Source organism: Pseudoalteromonas sp. (genome assembly GCF_041613455.1).
Taxonomy (GTDB): domain Bacteria; phylum Pseudomonadota; class Gammaproteobacteria; order Enterobacterales; family Alteromonadaceae; genus Pseudoalteromonas.
Window position 1 is genome coordinate 1 of record NZ_JBFJHD010000048.1, and the last position, 18,495, is coordinate 18,495.

Genomic DNA, 18,495 nt, shown 5'->3' on the forward strand with positions numbered 1-18,495 from the left:
ACGCATCTTAAGGACTTATTTGCTAACAACGACTCGCGTTTTTCACAGTTTTCGACGCAGATCCCCGGGCTATTATTTGATTATTCAAAGCAGCTTATCGATAGCACCACGTTTGCACAATTAATTGCACTGGCAAAAGAGTGTGACATCAGTGCGTGGCGTGAAAAAATGTTTAGCGGTGAAAAAATTAATTTTACCGAAGATCGTGCCGTATTACACACGGCCCTGCGCAACCGTGCGCACACTCCACTTATTGTTGATGGCGAAAACATTACCGCCGCAGTTGATAATGAGCTGGCTAAAATTAAACAGTTTGTTGAAAAAGTACGGAGTGGTCAGTGGCTAGGCTTTAGCGGCAAACCGGTAAAAGACGTGGTAAGTATTGGCGTCGGCGGTTCAAACTTGGGCCCGCAAATGGCAACCGAAGCGCTAAAAGCGTTAAGCGACAACAACTTAAAGGTGCATTATGTGTCAAATGCCGATGGAGTGCAGATTGCGTCGGTATTAAAAGCCATTGATCCCGAAACCACTTTGTTTGTGATTGCGTCAAAAACGTTTACCACCTCAGAAACCATGACCAACGCTAAAACGGCGGTTGACTGGTTTTTACATGCAGCTAAAGATGAGTCGGCAATTGCTAAGCACTTTGTTGCTGTGAGCACTAATTTAGAAAAAACCGCCGCGTTTGGTATTAGTGACGACAATGTATTTACTATGTGGGACTGGGTTGGCGGTCGCTTTTCGTTATGGAGCGCGATTGGCTTACCGATTGCCTTATATGCAGGCTATGACGCTTTTGAAGCAATTTTAGAGGGCGCATACGAAGTTGATCAGCACTTTAAAACAGCGCCGCTTGAGCAAAACATTCCGTTAATTATGGCGCTCTTAAGTGTGTGGAATACCAGCTTTTTAGGCTATAGCTCACAAGCTATATTACCCTATGACCAAGCGCTGCATATGCTGCCTGCATACTTGCAACAAGGTGAAATGGAAAGTAACGGCAAACACGTTAATTTTGCCGGCGACACAGTGCCATATACTACGGTACCGATTATATGGGGCATGACGGGCATTAACGGGCAACACGCATTTTACCAATGTTTGCATCAGGGGAATGTGATTGTACCGGCTGACTTTATTGCCTCAGTTAAACCGCAGGTGAGTGTGGATAAGCACCACGATATTTTATTATCGAACTTTTTTGCGCAAACAGAAGCGCTGATGAACGGAGTCGATGCACAGCAGATCACCGCCGATTTAACCGCTAAGGGTAAGTCTGAGGCTGAAATAGCGGCCTTACTAGCCCATAAAATTCACCAAGGAAACCGCCCAACCACCTCTATGCTGCTAGATAGCGTAGATGCAAAAAGCATAGGGCGCTTAATTGCCTTGTACGAACATAAGATTTTTTGCCAAGGCATTATTTTAGAAATATGTTCATTTGATCAATGGGGCGTTGAGCTTGGTAAAGGCTTAGCGGCAAAAATTGAGGCAGAGCTGGTGGACGACACAGTTACTCATCAGCACGACAGCTCTACCACCGGTTTAATGGCGTACTACAAACAGCATCGTACGCAGTAACAAATTCGCTTAGTAACATAAGCAAACCAAATACCTTTGAACGGGTAGCGCTGGTGTACTTAGGGACTGTATTTTTGTGAGAGGAATTATAGCTCCCTAAGACCCATTTTTTCAGCGCAGATGATAAAAATAATAAAAAGCATCATAATAGAATTACCAAGCAGGTTTTTGTGTAACAGTATTTATAAAAGCCGACATAATCCAAGCAATAAACTGCTATAGCTGATTACCTCAAGGGTAATGCGTAGCATAAACGTAGAGAGTAACTATGCTTAATCCTTTTGATATTATAATTTTTGGGGGCGGTGGTGATCTTGCGTTACGCAAATTACTTCCTGCAATGTATCGAGCATATCAAGAAGGAAACTTACCTGAAGGCTCACGTATTTTGCCAACGGTACGCACAGCGAGTCAATGTGAAGAATACCTAGCAACCGCACACCATGCACTACAAGAGTTTTTAGCAAAGGACGAGTATAATACAAAGGATTGGCAGGCTTTTTCGCGCTATTTAGTCCCGGTTGTCAGCAATGTAACCGAAGCCGACGATAACTGGGATGTGCTAAAAAACATTTTAGATGAACACGACAGTACCAAGTCACGGGTATTTTACTTATCGCTACCACCTGCGGTATACGGTACCTGCTGCGAAATTTTATCAAGCAAAGATCTTATTACTCCAAGCTCACGCGTGGTGGTTGAAAAGCCGATTGGTTATTGTGGTGATTCGGCTGAAGAAATTAATGGTAAAATTGCCGAATACTTTAGCGAAGAGCAAATTTTCCGTATTGACCATTACTTAGGTAAAGAAACCGTACAAAACTTAATGGCACTGCGTTTTTCAAACTCGTTGTTTGAAAATATGTGGGACGCAAAATCAATCGATAATATTCAAATTAGTTTATCAGAAACCGTGGGCCTTGAAAGCCGTGCAGGTTTTTATGATAAAGCCGGTGCACTGCGTGACATGGTGCAAAACCACTTGTTACAACTACTATGTTTAGTAGCAATGGAATCACCACACAAACTCAACGCCAACAGTATTCGCACCGAAAAACTTAAAGTGTTAGAGGCGCTGCGCCCACTGGTTGGCGAGGATGTTGATAACAACATTATTCGTGGCCAGTATGTGCCGGGTGACTTAAACGGTAAAATCGTACCTGGCTACCTTGAAGAGCTGAACGAAGGGGCCAGCAAAACCGAAACCTTTGTGGCTATTCGCGCACACATCGATAACTGGCGCTGGGCGGGGGTACCTTTTTACCTGCGTACCGGTAAACGCATGGCAAAACGCTGCGCCGAAATTGTGGTGCAGTATAAAAAAGTGTCACACAATGTGTATGAAGATAGCGTGGGTAATATAGAACCAAACCGCTTGGTTATTCGCTTACAACCAGAAGAAAGCATTCAGCTTACCTTGATGTCTAAGCGCTTAGATAACCTGCAAATGCAGTTAGAGCCAGTGACGATGAACATTGAGCTATCGCAAGCCTACAGCAATGGTTTCCACTCTGATGCGTACAAGCGTTTAATGCTTGATGCGGCTGCCAATAACCCGTCGTTATTTATTCACCGTGACGAAGTTCGCCAAGCATGGCAGTGGATAGATCCAATTATTGAACGTTGGCAAGAAAAAGGTAAACCGGCGCTTTATCGTGCAGGCAGTTGGGGCCCCGAAGATGCAGACGAATTATTAGCAGAGAATAACCACGTATGGTTTAACACCGGTGATAAGGGAGCATAATGGCAACACTAGTAGAAAAGTTTTTTGATAACAAGCAAGCGCTTACCGCAGAGCTGTCGGCAACGCTGGAACAATCATTACGTGCCGGTATAGCCAGCGATGGCCGCGCGGTATTAATGGTATCGGGTGGCTCGTCACCGGCACCCGCCTATAAGCATTTATCAACGCTTGATTTAGATTGGCAACATGTTGATGTAGCTATGGTGGATGAGCGCTGGGTAGATAGCAGCCACGAAAAAAGCAACGAAGCGTTTATCAACAGCACATTACTGCAAAACTATGGTGCAGCAGCTAACTTTGTCACCATGAAAAATAGCGCCACCACAGCAGCGCAAGGCAGCGCAGCGTGTGAAACGGCGTACAACGCATTAAAACGCCCATTTGATGTAACGATTTTAGGAATGGGGCCTGATGGTCACACTGCCTCGTTATTTCCCCACGCACAGGGCTTAGAGCAGGGTTTAACCAGCGATAAGCTAGTCTGCGCTATTAATGCCATTGAAAGTGACGTTACCGGCAGCATTACAGAGCGAATGACGCTGACGTTAAATGCAATAGCACAGTCAAAAGTGGTGAAGCTACTTATTAGCGGTGAAGAAAAGCTTGCCGTGTATAAGCAAGCTAAAGCCGGTGGGGATGTTAACGACATGCCACTACGCGCTGTGCTTAATCACCCAACAATAAATATCGAAGTGTATTGGGCGCCATAAGTTATCACTGTGATGTACCGCTCTAATCAACAAGGCAGCTATTATTAGCTGCCTTTTTAGTTGCTCAAATATTATGCAAAACGCCATATTTATTACTGAGCTATTGTTAAACAATGTTAACCAGCAGTCAGCGCTTGTATGCTAAATAGCCGAAAAAAGTATTGTTTTTAAACATTTTTCCCTTTAGAGAGTTGTATGTTTTTTGGCAACATACAGATTTAATTAAATTTTATTTGCACACCACGGTTGTCATAAAAGTTTCCCTTCCTTTTTTGGCGCAAAAGCTTTAGCCTAAAGGCATTAACAAAGACACATACAAATTAAAATAGACGGAGCAGTAACATGGCGGAGCAACAAGTACAGCCTTTACACAACGAAAAACATGCCAACACTAAAATTAAAAACGGCATCAATATTGAATTTATGAAAACGCAACATTTAGTGCCAGTTGTAGCACACGAATTTGCGCGTATTGCGAACGAGTTTCCAATGTCGTTTGTTAAAAATAACGAAACAGGTACTTTTCAAGCCGTGGCTATGTTTGGTCTTGAGCCAGGCGAAAACTTATTTGTTGAAGGCGATAAGTGGACAGCGGCTTTTGCTCCAATGGCAACTACGCGTTACCCACTGGGCTTAGTAAAGCACCCAGAGCAAGATCAATACGGTATTGTGATTGACGAAGCAAGCCCACTGGTTGGCGAAGCAGAAGGCAATGCCTTATTTGAAAATGGTGAAGAAACAGATTACCTAAAACGTCGTAAAGAAGCGCTGGTTTCATTTATTGAGTTTTCTCAAGTGACTGATGCGTTTACGAAATTTTTAGCCGATAAAGAACTACTAGTAGCACAAACGCTAACTGTAGATATTAAAGGCGAGAAAAAAGACATCAATGGTATTTACCTTATCGATGAGAAAAAGCTTAATGAACTAAGCGATGCAGACTTCCTTGAGCTGCGTAAGCGTGGTTATTTAGCGCCTATCTATTCTTTCTTAACGTCTACTCATCAAGTAGCGCGTTTGGCTCGTTTAAAAGCGCAACAAGCGTAATCGTTAACTGAGCAAATAAAAGCGCCTTTGGGCGCTTTTTTTATGCGTTTAAACTTAGTTTACTTGCTAAAAAGTGAGCGTACGTCCACATTAGTGTCACTTGTATTTTATAGAGTTCACCATGAAAAAATCACTTTTAATGGCGCTTATCGCCAGTAGCTGCCTTACCTTATCTGTTCCTGCATTGAGCGCCGACGCGCCGTTTGCGATTGCCATTCATGGCGGCGCAGGCACCATAGAAAAAAGTAAATTTACTGCCGCGCAACAGCAAGCATACCGCGCTAAACTAGCCGAAGCCGTCGAGGCGGGCTATAAAATACTGGAGCAAGGCGGCGAGAGCCTTGATGCAATTACAGCCGCTATACAGGTGTTGGAGCAATCCACTTACTTTAATGCCGGACGTGGCGCGGTATATACCTACGATGGAAGCCATGAGCTGGATGCCTCTATTATGGATGGTCGTAATCGTCAGGCCGGCGCTGTTGCCGGAGTAAAACATGTAGAAAGCCCGATTAACCTCGCACGCTTAGTGATGGATAACTCGGTACACGTGATGCTTAGCGGCCAAGGCGCGGAAGAGTTTGCCAAACTGCAAGGCGTGCCGTTAATTGAAAATAATTTATTTGATACTGAGCAGCGTTACAAAGCGTTATTAAAAGCCAAGCAAAAGCTAGATCAAGCCAAAGCCACCGCCAAAGACTACCAAGCGGCCCATCAAGCACTGCCAAATAATTACAAAATGGGTACAGTGGGTGCGGTTGCGTTGGATAAAAACGGCAATCTAGCTGCGGGTACCTCAACCGGTGGCATGACCGCAAAGCGTTTTGGGCGCATTGGTGACTCTCCAGTGATAGGGGCAGGGACGTTTGCCGAAAATGCATCGTGTGCGGTGTCGGCCACGGGCCACGGCGAATATTTTATTCGCTATAATGTGGCGAGCGACATTTGCGCGCGGGTAAAATACCAAGGCAAAACCATTGCACAAGCAGGGGATGAAGTGATCAATGGCGTGCTAAAGCCGATTGGTGGCACCGGCGGCGTTATTATTGTTGATACTAAAGGCAATATCAGTTTACCGTTTAATACCTCAGGCATGTACCGTGCGAGTAAATCAAACACGCAAGCTACCTATGTGGGCATTTTTAACGACGAATAACACACTCCCCATTACACTGGCTGGCGGGCTAATTTTATAGCGCATGATATGTGCTCAGTAGGATTAACCCCAGCCATTTAATTTGCTACAATCGCAGCTCTTTTCCTAATTTTATAAGGTATGCGGGTGGTAAACCTAGGTCAGTTGTTTGGCGAGCTAAATACGTGCTTAAAAAAAGATCAATTCATCTTTAAAAAACGCTTACACGGCGTTAAAAAAATAACCGATGAAGCTAAGCAGACTCACGCACTTGAAAAAATAGCCTCAGATATAACCCGCAGCCAACAATTGCGCCAGCAACGTATCGCCGGTTTACCTCAGGTTACCTACCCTGAGCAATTACCTGTAAGTCAAAAAAAGGATGTTATAAAAGACGCCATCGCCAATAATCAAGTGGTTATTATTGCAGGCGAAACCGGCTCAGGTAAAACCACACAAATTCCTAAAATGTGTTTAGAGCTCGGTCGCGGTGTTGATGGTTATATTGGCCATACGCAACCACGGCGACTGGCTGCACGTACCGTGGCTAATCGTATTGCAGAAGAAATGCAATGTGAGCTGGGCCAACAAGTCGGTTTTAAAATTCGTTTTAGTGATCAGGTTTCTAACAATACTTATATTAAGTTGATGACCGACGGTATTTTACTAGCGGAAATTCAGCAAGATCGCTTTTTAAATCAGTACGACACCATTATTATTGATGAAGCGCACGAGCGTAGCTTAAACATCGACTTTATTTTGGGCTACTTAAAAAACTTGCTGCCGAAGCGCCCCGATTTAAAAGTGATCATTACCTCTGCCACCATAGATCCTGAGCGTTTTGCAAAACACTTTAACGATGCGCCTATTATTGAGGTGTCGGGGCGTACCTTTCCCGTGGATGTGCGCTACAACCCCATTAGTGACATTAATAAAGACGATATGGAAGCCGAAGGCGACCAGCTACAAGGTATTTTTGATGCCGTCGATGAGCTGTGCGCTGAAGGGCCGGGCGATATTTTAATCTTTTTAAATGGTGAACGTGAAATACGCGATACCGCCGACGCCCTAAGTAAACGCAATTTAAAACATACCGAGATCCTGCCTCTGTATTCGCGTTTATCTAATGCAGAGCAAAACCGTATTTTTGCGCCACATTCGCGCCGCCATATTATTTTATCGACCAACGTCGCCGAAACCTCGTTAACCGTGCCGGGCATTCGTTATGTTATCGACCCCGGTACTGCGCGCATTAGCCGTTATAGCTACCGTACTAAGGTGCAGCGCCTGCCAATAGAGCCTATTTCACAAGCCAGTGCTAATCAGCGTATGGGGCGCTGTGGGCGTGTTGAGGCCGGTGTATGTATTCGCTTGTACAGTGAAGAGGACTTTTTATCACGCCCTGAATTTACCGATCCTGAAATACTGCGTACTAACTTAGCGTCGGTTATTTTGCAAATGTTAGCGCTTGGCTTGGGCGATATGGCGCAGTTTCCATTTGTACAAGCCCCCGATAGCCGCAATATCAACGATGGTTTAACGTTACTTGAAGAGTTACAAGCGGTTAAACCGGCAAAACGTGGCAGTAAAACCAGTTTAACCTCATCGGGCAGAGAGCTAAGTCGCCTGCCGGTAGACCCGCGTTTAGCGAAAATGGTGTTAACTGCACATAAGCTCGGTGCACTGCGTGAAGTAATTATTATTGTTGCCGCCTTGTCGATTCAAGATCCACGCGAACGCCCGCAAGAAAAACGCGCCGCCGCCAATGAAAAGCACGCGCGTTTTGACGACCCCGATTCTGATTTTATTGCCTTTTTAAATTTGTGGAATTACCTAGAAGAGCAGCAAAGTGAGCTGAGCAACAGCCAATTCAGAAAGCTATGTCAAAAAGACTTCCTCGCTTATATGCGCTTGCGTGAGTGGCAAGATATTGTTTATCAAATCAGTACCGTGTGCAACGAAATGGGCATGAAGGCCACTTCAAATGCGGCTGACGGTGAGCAAGTACACAAGGCGTTACTCAGTGGTATGCTTAGCCATATTGGCTTTAAAGACGAAAAGCAAGTGTACAAAGGCGCCCGTAATAGCCAGTTTCATATTTTCCCGGGCTCGGGGTTATTTAAAAAGAGCCCCAAATGGATTATGTCGGCAGAGCTGGTAGAAACCAGTAAATTATATGCCCGCACCAATACAAAAATAGATATTAATTGGGTTGAACCGTTAGCGCAGCATTTAGTTAAACGCAGCTATACAGAGCCGCATTGGGAGAAAAAACCCGGTGCAGTGATCGCCTTTGAGCAGCAAACGCTGTATGGCTTATTAGTGGTTAATAAACGCCGCTGTGTGTACAGCAACATTGACCCTAAAGTGAGCCGTGAATTATTTATACGCAGCGCGTTAGTTGAGCAAGATTTAGGCTTAAACGAAAGCTTTTTAGCGTTTAATCGTGAGTTAATTGAAGACATTCAGGTGCTGGAAAACAAGTCGCGCCGCCGTGATATTTTAGTTGATGAGCAAACGTTATTTGAGTTTTACGATAAAAAAATACCTAAAGAAATCAACAACCGCGCCGCGTTTGTAAAATGGTATAAAACGCAAAAACGCCATGATAAGCATTACTTGCATATGAGCCGCGAAGAGCTAATGCAGCATGGCGCCAGCAGCATAACCGAGTTTGATTACCCCGACACCTGGCAGCAGGAACAGTTAATATTACCGCTTACTTATCACTTTGATCCGGGCCAAGCGGTTGATGGTGTGGCGGTGCAAATACCCGTTGCGTTATTAAATCAAGTACAAGAAACAGGGTTTGATTGGCACATTCCGGCCTTTCGCCATGAACTGATTTGCGGCTTAATTAAATCGTTACCTAAGTCCTTACGGCGCAACTTTGTGCCAGCGCCAAACTATGCTGACGCGGTACTCAGTGCCATTGAGCCGTTACAAGGTAGCTTAATTGAGGCGCTCAGCACGCGCTTATTGCGCATGACCGGCGTACGAGTAGACCCCGAAGCATGGGATCTGAGCGCTTTAGCGCCGCATTTACGCCTGCAATTTGAAGTACGCGATGAGCATGACGCACTTTTGGCACGCGGTCTTGATTTAGCCAAATTAAAAGCGCAGTTACAGGGCAAAGTCACCGATACGCTGTCGAAAGTGGCTGACAAAGGCATAGAAAAAACACAGTTAACGCAGTGGGATTTTGGTGAACTGCCAAGCTCCTATGTTAAAAAGCAGGGGCAGTACGAGATCAAAGCGTACCCCGCTTTAGTAGACAAAAAAGCCAGTGCTGCGGTGGAGTTATTTGATAATGAAATAAAAGCGCAAGTGGCTCATCAGCAAGGGTTACGCCGTTTAGTGTTACTTAATGTGCCTTCACCGATTAAGTATTTACAGCAAAACTTACCAAATAAGGCTAAGCTTGGTTTATATTTTAATCCGTTTGGTAAGATTGCCGATTTAATTGATGATTGCATTGCCGCTGGCGTCGATAGTTTATTAGTTAAATATGGCGATGTGCGCAGCCAAGAGGCGTTTGAACAGGTTAAAGAGCATATTCGTGGTGAGCTAGGCGATACCGTGGTGGCCATTGCGACCCAAGTTGAGCAAGTACTTAGTATTGCGCACGTGTTGCATAAAAAAATGAAAGGGCGGGTAGACTTAACTATGATCACCGCCCATGGTGATATTAAGTCGCAATTAGAGTCACTCATTTTTAAAGGATTTGTAAGTCAGCACGGTGCAAACAGGTTAAGTGATTTAATTCGTTATTTAAAAGCGATAGAAAAGCGCTTGGAGAAACTACCAGTAGACCCGAATCGCGATAGACTCTGTGTGCTTGAACTCGACAAAGTGGCGCAAGAGTACAATAAGTTAGCCAGTAAAACGCCTAAGGGCTTACCGTTACCACAGGAAGTGGCAGCACTATTTTGGATGCAACAAGAGCTTAGAGTGTCGTTATTTGCGCAAACTTTAGGGACGCCTTATCCAGTTTCAGCTAAACGCGTGTTAAATGCGATAAAAGAGATTGAATAACATAGGATATCTCTATTAAGCTAGCAGTTAGGGTTTATTGATTATGAGAAGGAAACGGCATGTCTATGTCCTCATTAATTAAGCAAAAAATACAGCGTATGTTGGTGGTAGATGATGAGTATTTTAATTACGAAATACTCAAAGCAGCACTCGCATCAAAGTTTGATCTTAGCTATGCTGATTCAGGTAAAAGCTGTTTAGCGTCGGCGGTGGCAGAGGCCCCAGATATAATTTTACTTGATGTCTGTATGCCAGGCTTAGACGGTTACGATACCTGTAGATTACTTAAACATACGCCAGAAACCAAAAATATACCGATTGTGATGATATCAGGACTTGAATCGCCACAAGAGCAGCAAGCAGGATTTGACGCCGGATGTGATGCTTATGTCGTGAAGCCTTTTTCGGTAGCGGTGTTGTTAGAGCAAATAAATAAAATAGTATAGGGAAAAATTATGTTTACAGATGATAAACGCAATTTTCGACGTATGCAGATCAATACCCCCGTCACATTAACAACCATAGAGCCGGTAGCGGGGTTAAACTATAGTGCACAATGTGTCGATTTAAGTGCTACGGGGTTGTCTTTACATTTAGATGAGCTACTTGAACCAAATACGCTATTATCTGTGTATATGGATGCAACGCACCCCAATATTGAGCCATTAAAGGCAACCGCTAAAGTAATACGTGCCAGCAAAGAAGATGATGGCACGATAACCGCGGGGCTGGAAATAATTCAATTTAACTAAATTAACCTTCCGCGGGTAGTTTAGTACACCTTACAGATCAGGCCTTTTAAGTAAAAACCTTCTGGATAGCTGCCGGCAATAGGGTGGTCGGCTGCTTGATTTAAACGTTCCATGATCAGCAAGTCTTTTCCGGCATCAAGTGCCGCGTCGGCCACCACTTTTTGAAACAAATTTTGCTCCATTAAGCCCGAACATGAAAAGGTGAGTAATGTGCCACCGGGTTTTAATATTTGCATGGCAATCATGTTAATATCTTTATAGCCTCGGCATGCGCCAGTCAGCTGTGCTTTGTTATCGGCGAATTTAGGCGGATCCATCACTATGGTGTCAAATAAAACACCGTCTTCGCGGTATTGGCGCAGCAACTTAAATACATCTTGCTTAACAAAATCTACTTTAGCTAAATCAAGATTATTATGCTCAACATTACGTTTTGCTGTATCAAGAGCGGGTTGTGAAACATCAACATTGGTAACGTGCTTACAGCCACCACGCAGTGCGTATAATGAAAATGTACCGGTATAGCTAAAACAGTTTAATACCGTTTTGTCTTTTGAAAAGCGCTCAAGAGCAGCACGGCTATCACGCTGATCTAAGTAAAAGCCGGTTTTATGACCGTCAATAATATCAACTTCAAGTTTTAAACCATTTTCTACAATTAACACCGGCTCGGTTGGCGCGTCACCCCACAACGCACCTTTAATGGGTTCAAGCCCTTCTTTAGTGCGCACATCCACATCTGAGCGCTCATAAATGCTGTGGCCTGGAAATATTGCCATTAACGCGGCCACAATTTCACCTTTATGGCGTTCAGCACCAGCGCTAAGTAATTGACACACCAATACATTGGCAAATTTATCTATGGTGACACCGGGTAAAAAATCTGACTCTGCGGCGCATAGTCTAAAGCCGGTTAAACCGCCTTCTTCAATCACTTGGCTACGCGCTTCTAGGGCACGGCGTAAACGACGTTCAAAAAACGCTTGGTCTATCACTTCTTTTTCGTCAAAGCTCCATACGCGAGCACGAATTTGAGAATGTGGGCTATAGGCCGCCGTTGCTAAAAATTTACCGTCGTTATCATAAATGGTGACCGTGTCGCCAAGGCCTGGTTTACCTTTAATTTTTTTGATGGCTTTGGAAAATAACCATGGGTGTTTTCTTTTTAATGATTTTTCGCGACCAGCTTGCAGGTAAACGGCAGATGACATAAGGCTTCTCAGTAGTAATAAGTAAGCGCTGTATTTTAGTCAAGGCAAGCCCAACATACAATGAATGTTTTGCAAGCGGCCCATAAAGCACGGTAAAGTAGGCCTAATTCAACCCCTTAATTTATTTTTGGAATACCCGTGGTAGAAAAAGCGTTAAGCCCTGAGCTACAGCAACTCAATCAACAATGTCGTGACTTTATTACGTCGCTTATTCATGCCGATGTCGCACACGATATCACTCATATTGAGCGTGTGGTGCGGGTCGCAATTCAGTTATGTCATGCTGAGCAAGCAGATATGCGCGTGGTGTTACCTGCGGCGTGGTTACACGACTGTGTTGCGGTGGCTAAAAACCACCCTGATAGAGCAAAAGCTTCTACTATGGCTGCCGATAAAGCCTGCGAATTTTTGGCGAGCATTAATTATGACGCGCAGCTATTTGAGCAAATTCACCATGCGATAGCGGCGCATAGCTTTAGTGCCAATATCACTGTGCGTACCGTTGAAGCGCAAATAGTGCAAGACGCCGACAGAATGGACGCTTTAGGCGCCATAGGAATAAGCCGTTGTATGAAAGTAGGGGGCTCAATTAGCCGCTTATTATACAACCCCGACGATCCGTTTTGTTTACACCGCGAAGCCGACGATAAAAAATACACCTTAGATCACTTTTATATTAAATTACTGCATATTGCTAAAAGTATGAATACGCCCTCGGCAAAGGCAGAGGCTGACAGGCGCACCGCGTATATGCATGACTTTTTAACGCAACTCAAATCTGAAATAGGAGTACAGCGTGACGACACCTAAACTTGCCGGTATCGATCATTGCCATTTAAATGTAGATGATTTAGCCCAAGCCGTTCAATGGTATCAGCACATTCTTGGTTTTACGGTAGTTGAAGAGTTAGCATTTTGGAATGAAAACGACCAAGGACCCTTAACATTAGAGCACCGCCATGCCAATGTCCGCTTAGCATTATTTGCAGCACCCGGACGTAGTAAAGGTATTGCATTTGCCGCCACAGGGGAGCAATTTATAGCGTGGCTTAGTCATTTTGAGCAGCATAATATTAAAACCGTATTAGCGGATCATGGGGTGACTTTTTCAGTGTACTTTAAAGATAACTGCGGCAATAGCCATGAGATCACCTCTCATGATTATGCGCTACTCAAAGCCCGTTTACCACGTGTTGCCTGTGGTTCGCATACGGCTAAAAAAGAGTAGCTTAAATACGTTCTTGATGGGCATTTTTAATTGCTACAATGGCGTCTATTTTCTCGATGAATAGGGTAATTAATTGCGGATCGAAATGCTTACCCGCTTGTTGTTGCATGTGCTTTATGGTTTGCTCTATGCTCCAAGGCTCTTTATATGGGCGCTTTGAAGTCAGTGCATCGAATACATCAGCTATGGCTACAATACGTCCTTCTAACGATATTTCATTACCTTTCAAGCCATTAGGGTAGCCAGTGCCATCCCACTTCTCATGGTGTTCAATGGCAAGTACATGCGCTAATTGTATTAACGGTGATGATGAATTTTCTAAAATTTGTGCACCAATGACCGCGTGTTGTTTCATTTGGTCAAATTCATCATTAGTTAACTTTCCTGGCTTTAGCAGTACAGCATCCGGAATACCTATTTTTCCTACATCGTGCATAGGAGCCGCTTGGCGTAATAACTCGGCGTGCTGTTCGTCCATGCCCAGTGCTAATGCGAGTACTTTGCAGTATTGACTCATGCGGATAATATGCTCACCGGTATCGGTGTCTTTGTATTCAGCCGCACGTCCTAAACGCTGTACTAAGTCAACATGTGCTTTTTTTAGCTGCTCAGCTTGGACTAGCGATAAGTGGGTTTTGACCCGAGCGCGGACTATAGCAGGGCTAATTGGCTTTGTTATGTAATCAACAGCCCCTAACTCAAAACCTTTAAACTCATCGCTTTCATCATTGAGTGCAGTAACAAAAATAATAGGAATATGTGCAGTAATTGGATTATTTTTTATAACTTGGCAAACTTCAAAGCCATTCATATCGGGCATCATAATATCGAGTAAAATGAGCTTTGGCAGTTCCTTCTCCAGTAGTGCAATAGCAGCAGCACCCGATTTAGCAAACGACATTCGGTACTGGCTACCGAGTACTTCGCGCATCACTTTTAAGTTTGCGGGTTCGTCGTCTACAATTAATATACGCGGTCTATCGATTATAAAGCCCATTATTTTATACTCATTTTTCGGTTAATTTGGCAAGTAAGTGCGCTAACTTAGCATGCGCATCATCAAAGTCGAATTCATCAAAGGCATTGGCTATTTCAGCTACTTCTACTTGCCATGCTGCACTAACATGGCCTTGTAGCTTAGCGAGGAGTTCATCATTAAGTTCGGCATTCTGCGCATCGATAAATAGCCTATTACATATTTCTTGTAACTCAGTCATCGATAATTCACTCACAGGTACTTCATTTACCAGAGTGGCGAATTTGTTCGGCTGGGCGCATTTATTGGTCGCGAGTAATTGCTTAATAATGGCTAATTCGTCTGCTATGGCGAGTAAAATGTCATTTACTTCGGAGTTATTTGCAGTTTCTAAACGGGTTAACCAGCTCATTAAGGTTGTGAGGCCTAAATTACCTGCGACGCCTTTTAAGCTATGAATTAAGCCTTGCTGGTTTTTTATATCTTCAGCTTGCAGCGTCAGTAATGCATTAAACTTTTCATTGGCATTATTTATAAATTTGCAGATCTCGGTGAGCTGTTTACACTTTGTGCCCCATAGCGCCAGGCCTTTTTTAAAATCTATATGTTTTGCTTCGGGATCAGTTTGAGCAATTAGTGTTTCTTTGGCTAAGCCTAAGCCAAGCACTAATGCGATTTCTTGGTTGAGGTGGTTAATATCTACCGGCTTATTAACAAAGCCGTTCATACCCGCATTTTTAGCTGTGAGCTTATCTTGTTGTAATACACTGGCTGTTAACGCAATAATTGGCGTAAACTTAATGTGTTTTTGCTGCTCTATTTGCCGTATTTTTACTGTGGCTTCAATACCATCACATTCAGGCATGTGAACATCCATTAAAATGACATCAAAGTCTTGTTGCTTAAACGCTGCAATGGCGTGTAGGCCATTACTTGCCGTTGTCACTGTATGTAGATCGCGCGAGAGTAGTAATGATAATAATTCAGTATTTTGTTCAATATCATCAACCACTAAGATGCGCAGAGGGGGCAACTGTGTATGCAGGCCTTCAAAATAATCTATTTTAGTTTCATCGCTTGCCGGAAAAGGCAATGAAAAATAAAAACAACTGCCCTTATTAACTTCACTAACAAAATCAATTGTTCCCTTCATAAGCTCTATAAGTTGTTTACTAATGGTCGTGCCTAAGCCAGTACCACCAAAGCGACGTGTCGTGGTGTTATCGGCTTGAACGAAGGGATGAAAAATTGCTTTTGCTCTGTCTTTTGCTATACCTATGCCAGTGTCAGTGACCTTAAAAAGTAAATGATTGTTCTGTGTGGTATCAACAGTCACAGTAACCGCGCCTTGGCTGGTAAATTTTATGGCGTTACCAATTAGGTTGGTGAGCACTTGCCTTAGCCGGTCAGGATCGCCATAGTATGTGCTGCTAACCGACTTATTAATATTAAGTGATAGTTTAAGGTTTTTCTTTTTAGCTTCTAGCCAAAATGTAGAGATAATGCTGTCGATAACGGGCTTTAAACTAAAGTGGACAGGCTCAATTGTAAGTTGACCGCGTTCTAATTTTGCCGAATCAAGAATTTCATTAAGTAAATGGAGTAACGAGCGCGCCGCACTATTTACTGTAACAAGTTGTTTTTGTTGTTCTTTATTGAGTGGGGAATCCATTAATAGGTCGCTGAAACCAATAATGGAGTTCATGGGGGTACGGATCTCATGGCTCATATTCGCCAAAAACGATTGTTTTGCATGAGCGGCTTCTTCGGCTTCACGCTTTGCACGTTCTAGATTTTCTTCATAGTGTTTACGCTCAGTTATGTTAACGAGTACCCCATCAATCCACTGTACAGTGCCGGTGTTATTAAAGTCGAAACTGCCTTGGTCTAACACCCAGATGGTTTTACCACTGCGATGGCTAATTCTATATTCAACGGAATATTGTTTTTTTTCGTTAATAGCCTTTGCAATTACGTCATTAATTATAGGCTGATCTGTTTTGAAAATAAGGTCCGTAAAGGTTATCTTTTGTGCAGTAAAGTGTTCGGCAGTATAACCTGTTAATTCGAATATTTGCGGGCTAAGAAAGAGCATGCTCCAGTCTTTATTATAGCGACATCTAAACACAACGCCGGGCATGTTTTTCATTAAAGAACGATACTTTTTTTCACTCTCAATCACGTTGTTTTGTAACGCCCGTTGCGCGGTTAAATCGGTAATAAAACCAACATACAACGGTTTTTGCCCTGGTTGTATAACTTCACCAATTCCCAAGCGAACAGGAATGAGATACTGATGTTTATGTTTGGCGTAAACCTCACGGTTAACGCCTATAATTTGCTTTAAGCTTTGGCTGATGTCACCAGATGGTGGCGTATTATTGAGCACATTATTCTCATCCAGCAGAATCTCTACATGCTTGCCTTGCACTTCGCTTTCGTGCCATCCTAAAATTTTTGTAGCTGACTCATTAAAGTTTAAAATTGTGCCAAGGTGATCAATGGTTACAATGCCGTCTATTGCTGTGCTTAATATGGCATTTAAACGAGATTCATCGGCAGATTTTTCTTCTAGCAGTAACCGATATCGCACCATGCCGTTAATTACGGCGACAACACTTGTTATTGCAATGGTGGCGGCAGCCACCGCAATCGCGATAAAGTTCAGTCCAGCAGTGGCATTGTCATTAGCATCAAGAAAGGGTGAAGTTGCCACAAAACGAGTAGCTGCCATGCCCATATAATGCATACCAGCAACGGCAGATCCTAAAATAATGGCGCTTACAGCACGAATTTGTAGAGGTGTTAATTGCACAAAAACTCGTTCAAGATTAAAGCGGCTATATAACGCAATAAAAGACAAAGCAACAGCAACTACAATAGACAATGCAAAGATTAGCGGGTCATAACGTAGCAACGGTGCCAGTTCCATGGCGGCCATGCCAGAGTAATGCATAGTTCCAATGCCGGAGCCTAATAATACCGAGCAAATGGCTAATACTTTAAAATTATGTTTGCCTTTTACCAAGATAGAGACTGCGCATTGGCAGGCTACAAAAGCTGGTATAAAAGACAGTAATGTTATGGTTGGATTATACTTAATGTTAGTACATAGCGAAAAAGCCAACATCCCAATAAAGTGCATGCTCCAAATCCCCGCAGAAAAAATAGTCGCAGCGGTTACATTGGCTAAACGTTGGTAGCTTGGGAATTTATTGCCTTTAGCTAAATCAATCAATTTTGTAGTAAAATAAGCAGCAAAAATTGCGGTGAAAATAGAAAGAGCTACTAATACAGGATCATAAACCCCGTTGACAATTAAGCTAGGATCTTGGTCTGTAATGAAAAAAGCTGATAGCATGATGGTCCGTAGTAAGCATATTAGCTGTGTAGTTTAATAATAATTCGCTTATTTATAAACTGTTAATTATCCTGCGCAGGATTAATGCATTGATTACCTGGCAATAACAAAGTGAAAGCGACTACAGCAGGCTGCTTTTTTAATTTAGCCATATGTTAATAAAACACTTTAGAGTAATAGCCTTGTTTGAATATCAACTGAAAAAAAGTACGCGACGTAAATCGGTAGCAATTAAGGTGCATAACCAACAAGTTACCGTGTATGCTCCGCATTACCTGAATAAACAACAGCTTGAGGGTTGGCTGCAAGCAAAAAAACCTTGGGTTGCCGCTCAGCTGCAAAAACAACTGACCGCTATTGATAGCCAACAGTATGTGTTTCAAGATAAACAAATTCGCTTATTTAATGAAAGCATTAATTTAAGCTTTGCAGCGGCCGCCACCTCAGCAGTAACGCAACAGCCACAAGGGTTACTGATCACCGCCTCTACGCGGGTTAAGCATCGCAAGCAAAAGTATCAACAATTACTCACCGCGTATTTAAATGAGCAGTTAACCGCTTATATCGAAATGCGACTGAGCTATTTTTACGCACAGATGCAGGAAGCATTACCACAAGCTTTAAAAATAGCGTTATACAAGCGTAAGTGGGGAAGTTGTAACAGTAAACGTGAGCTGACCTTTAACCTGCTATTAATTGGCGCACCGCACAGCGT

General features: G+C 43.3%; 14 protein-coding genes. 11 read left to right on the plus strand and 3 right to left on the minus strand.

The window, feature by feature from the left end; translation table 11 throughout:
* The 8 genes from pgi to ABYB02_RS06975 form a co-directional block, all read left to right on the plus strand.
* Nucleotides 1-1,581 (plus strand): glucose-6-phosphate isomerase (gene pgi, locus ABYB02_RS06940; protein ID WP_372761738.1); only part of this gene is annotated, 1,581 nt, incomplete at its 5' end.
* Nucleotides 1,582-1,849: 268 nt separating this feature from the next.
* Complete coding sequence (gene zwf, locus ABYB02_RS06945) at nucleotides 1,850-3,325, plus strand: glucose-6-phosphate dehydrogenase (RefSeq protein ID WP_372761739.1); 1,476 nt, start codon at nucleotides 1,850-1,852, stop codon at nucleotides 3,323-3,325.
* A complete protein-coding gene (pgl, locus tag ABYB02_RS06950) occupies nucleotides 3,325-4,035 on the plus strand; it encodes a 6-phosphogluconolactonase (RefSeq protein WP_372761740.1) in 711 nt (236 codons plus the stop codon). The genes zwf and pgl overlap by 1 nt, the downstream gene beginning before the upstream one ends.
* Nucleotides 4,036-4,377: 342 nt before the next feature.
* Entirely contained in the window at nucleotides 4,378-5,082 is a 705-nt protein-coding gene (locus tag ABYB02_RS06955) for a SapC family protein (RefSeq protein ID WP_372761741.1), read from the plus strand.
* Nucleotides 5,083-5,203: 121 nt separating this feature from the next.
* Nucleotides 5,204-6,238: an isoaspartyl peptidase/L-asparaginase family protein gene (locus ABYB02_RS06960; RefSeq protein WP_372761742.1), complete on the plus strand. Its 1,035-nt coding sequence runs from the start codon at nucleotides 5,204-5,206 to the stop codon at nucleotides 6,236-6,238.
* Nucleotides 6,239-6,364: 126 nt separating this feature from the next.
* A complete protein-coding gene (gene hrpA, locus ABYB02_RS06965; protein ID WP_372761743.1) occupies nucleotides 6,365-10,252 on the plus strand; it encodes an ATP-dependent RNA helicase HrpA in 3,888 nt (1,295 codons plus the stop codon).
* Nucleotides 10,253-10,317: 65 nt separating this feature from the next.
* A complete protein-coding gene (locus ABYB02_RS06970) occupies nucleotides 10,318-10,698 on the plus strand; it encodes a PleD family two-component system response regulator (RefSeq protein WP_372761751.1) in 381 nt (126 codons plus the stop codon).
* 9 nt (nucleotides 10,699-10,707) lie between these two features.
* Entirely contained in the window at nucleotides 10,708-11,004 is a 297-nt protein-coding gene (locus ABYB02_RS06975) for a PilZ domain-containing protein (RefSeq protein ID WP_372761744.1), read from the plus strand.
* 20 nt (nucleotides 11,005-11,024) lie between these two features.
* Here the strand turns inward: ABYB02_RS06975 and ABYB02_RS06980 are convergent, their stop codons facing one another.
* Entirely contained in the window at nucleotides 11,025-12,215 is a 1,191-nt protein-coding gene (locus ABYB02_RS06980) for a class I SAM-dependent methyltransferase (protein ID WP_372761745.1), read from the minus strand.
* A 138-nt stretch (nucleotides 12,216-12,353) separates the two neighbouring features.
* On the opposite strand from ABYB02_RS06980, the gene ABYB02_RS06985 reads away from it, so the two are divergent.
* Together ABYB02_RS06985 and ABYB02_RS06990 are read left to right on the plus strand one after the other, a co-directional pair.
* Nucleotides 12,354-13,025 carry an HD domain-containing protein gene (locus ABYB02_RS06985; protein ID WP_372761746.1) on the plus strand — a complete coding sequence of 224 codons (672 nt, stop codon included), beginning with the start codon at nucleotides 12,354-12,356 and terminating at the stop codon, nucleotides 13,023-13,025.
* A complete protein-coding gene (locus ABYB02_RS06990) occupies nucleotides 13,012-13,443 on the plus strand; it encodes a VOC family protein (protein ID WP_372761747.1) in 432 nt (143 codons plus the stop codon). Before ABYB02_RS06985 ends, ABYB02_RS06990 begins: the two co-directional genes overlap by 14 nt.
* Nucleotide 13,444: 1 nt before the next feature.
* Here ABYB02_RS06990 and ABYB02_RS06995 read toward each other — a convergent pair whose 3' ends face one another.
* On the minus strand, nucleotides 13,445-14,440 hold the full coding sequence (locus ABYB02_RS06995) for a two-component system response regulator (protein WP_372761748.1): 996 nt from the start codon (nucleotides 14,438-14,440) through the stop codon (nucleotides 13,445-13,447).
* A 10-nt stretch (nucleotides 14,441-14,450) separates the two neighbouring features.
* Complete coding sequence (locus ABYB02_RS07000; RefSeq protein WP_372761749.1) at nucleotides 14,451-17,780, minus strand: MHYT domain-containing protein; 3,330 nt, start codon at nucleotides 17,778-17,780, stop codon at nucleotides 14,451-14,453.
* A 182-nt stretch (nucleotides 17,781-17,962) separates the two neighbouring features.
* On the opposite strand from ABYB02_RS07000, the gene ABYB02_RS07005 reads away from it, so the two are divergent.
* Nucleotides 17,963-18,495 (plus strand): YgjP-like metallopeptidase domain-containing protein (locus ABYB02_RS07005; protein WP_372761750.1); only part of this gene is annotated, 533 nt, incomplete at its 3' end.

Excerpts from the sequence above, each read along its gene's own strand:
- zwf (WP_372761739.1), top strand. The coding sequence starts at position 1,850 with ATGCTTAATCCTTTTGATATTATAATTTTTGGGGGCGGTGGTGATCTT.
- pgl (WP_372761740.1), top strand. The coding sequence starts at position 3,325 with ATGGCAACACTAGTAGAAAAGTTTTTTGATAACAAGCAAGCGCTTACC.
- ABYB02_RS06955 (WP_372761741.1), top strand. The coding sequence starts at position 4,378 with ATGGCGGAGCAACAAGTACAGCCTTTACACAACGAAAAACATGCCAAC.
- ABYB02_RS06960 (WP_372761742.1), top strand. The coding sequence starts at position 5,204 with ATGAAAAAATCACTTTTAATGGCGCTTATCGCCAGTAGCTGCCTTACC.
- ABYB02_RS06970 (WP_372761751.1), top strand. The coding sequence starts at position 10,318 with ATGTCCTCATTAATTAAGCAAAAAATACAGCGTATGTTGGTGGTAGAT.
- ABYB02_RS06975 (WP_372761744.1), top strand. The coding sequence starts at position 10,708 with ATGTTTACAGATGATAAACGCAATTTTCGACGTATGCAGATCAATACC.
- ABYB02_RS06980 (WP_372761745.1), bottom strand. The coding sequence starts at position 12,215 with ATGTCATCTGCCGTTTACCTGCAAGCTGGTCGCGAAAAATCATTAAAA.
- ABYB02_RS06995 (WP_372761748.1), bottom strand. The coding sequence starts at position 14,440 with ATGGGCTTTATAATCGATAGACCGCGTATATTAATTGTAGACGACGAA.
- ABYB02_RS07000 (WP_372761749.1), bottom strand. The coding sequence starts at position 17,780 with ATGCTATCAGCTTTTTTCATTACAGACCAAGATCCTAGCTTAATTGTC.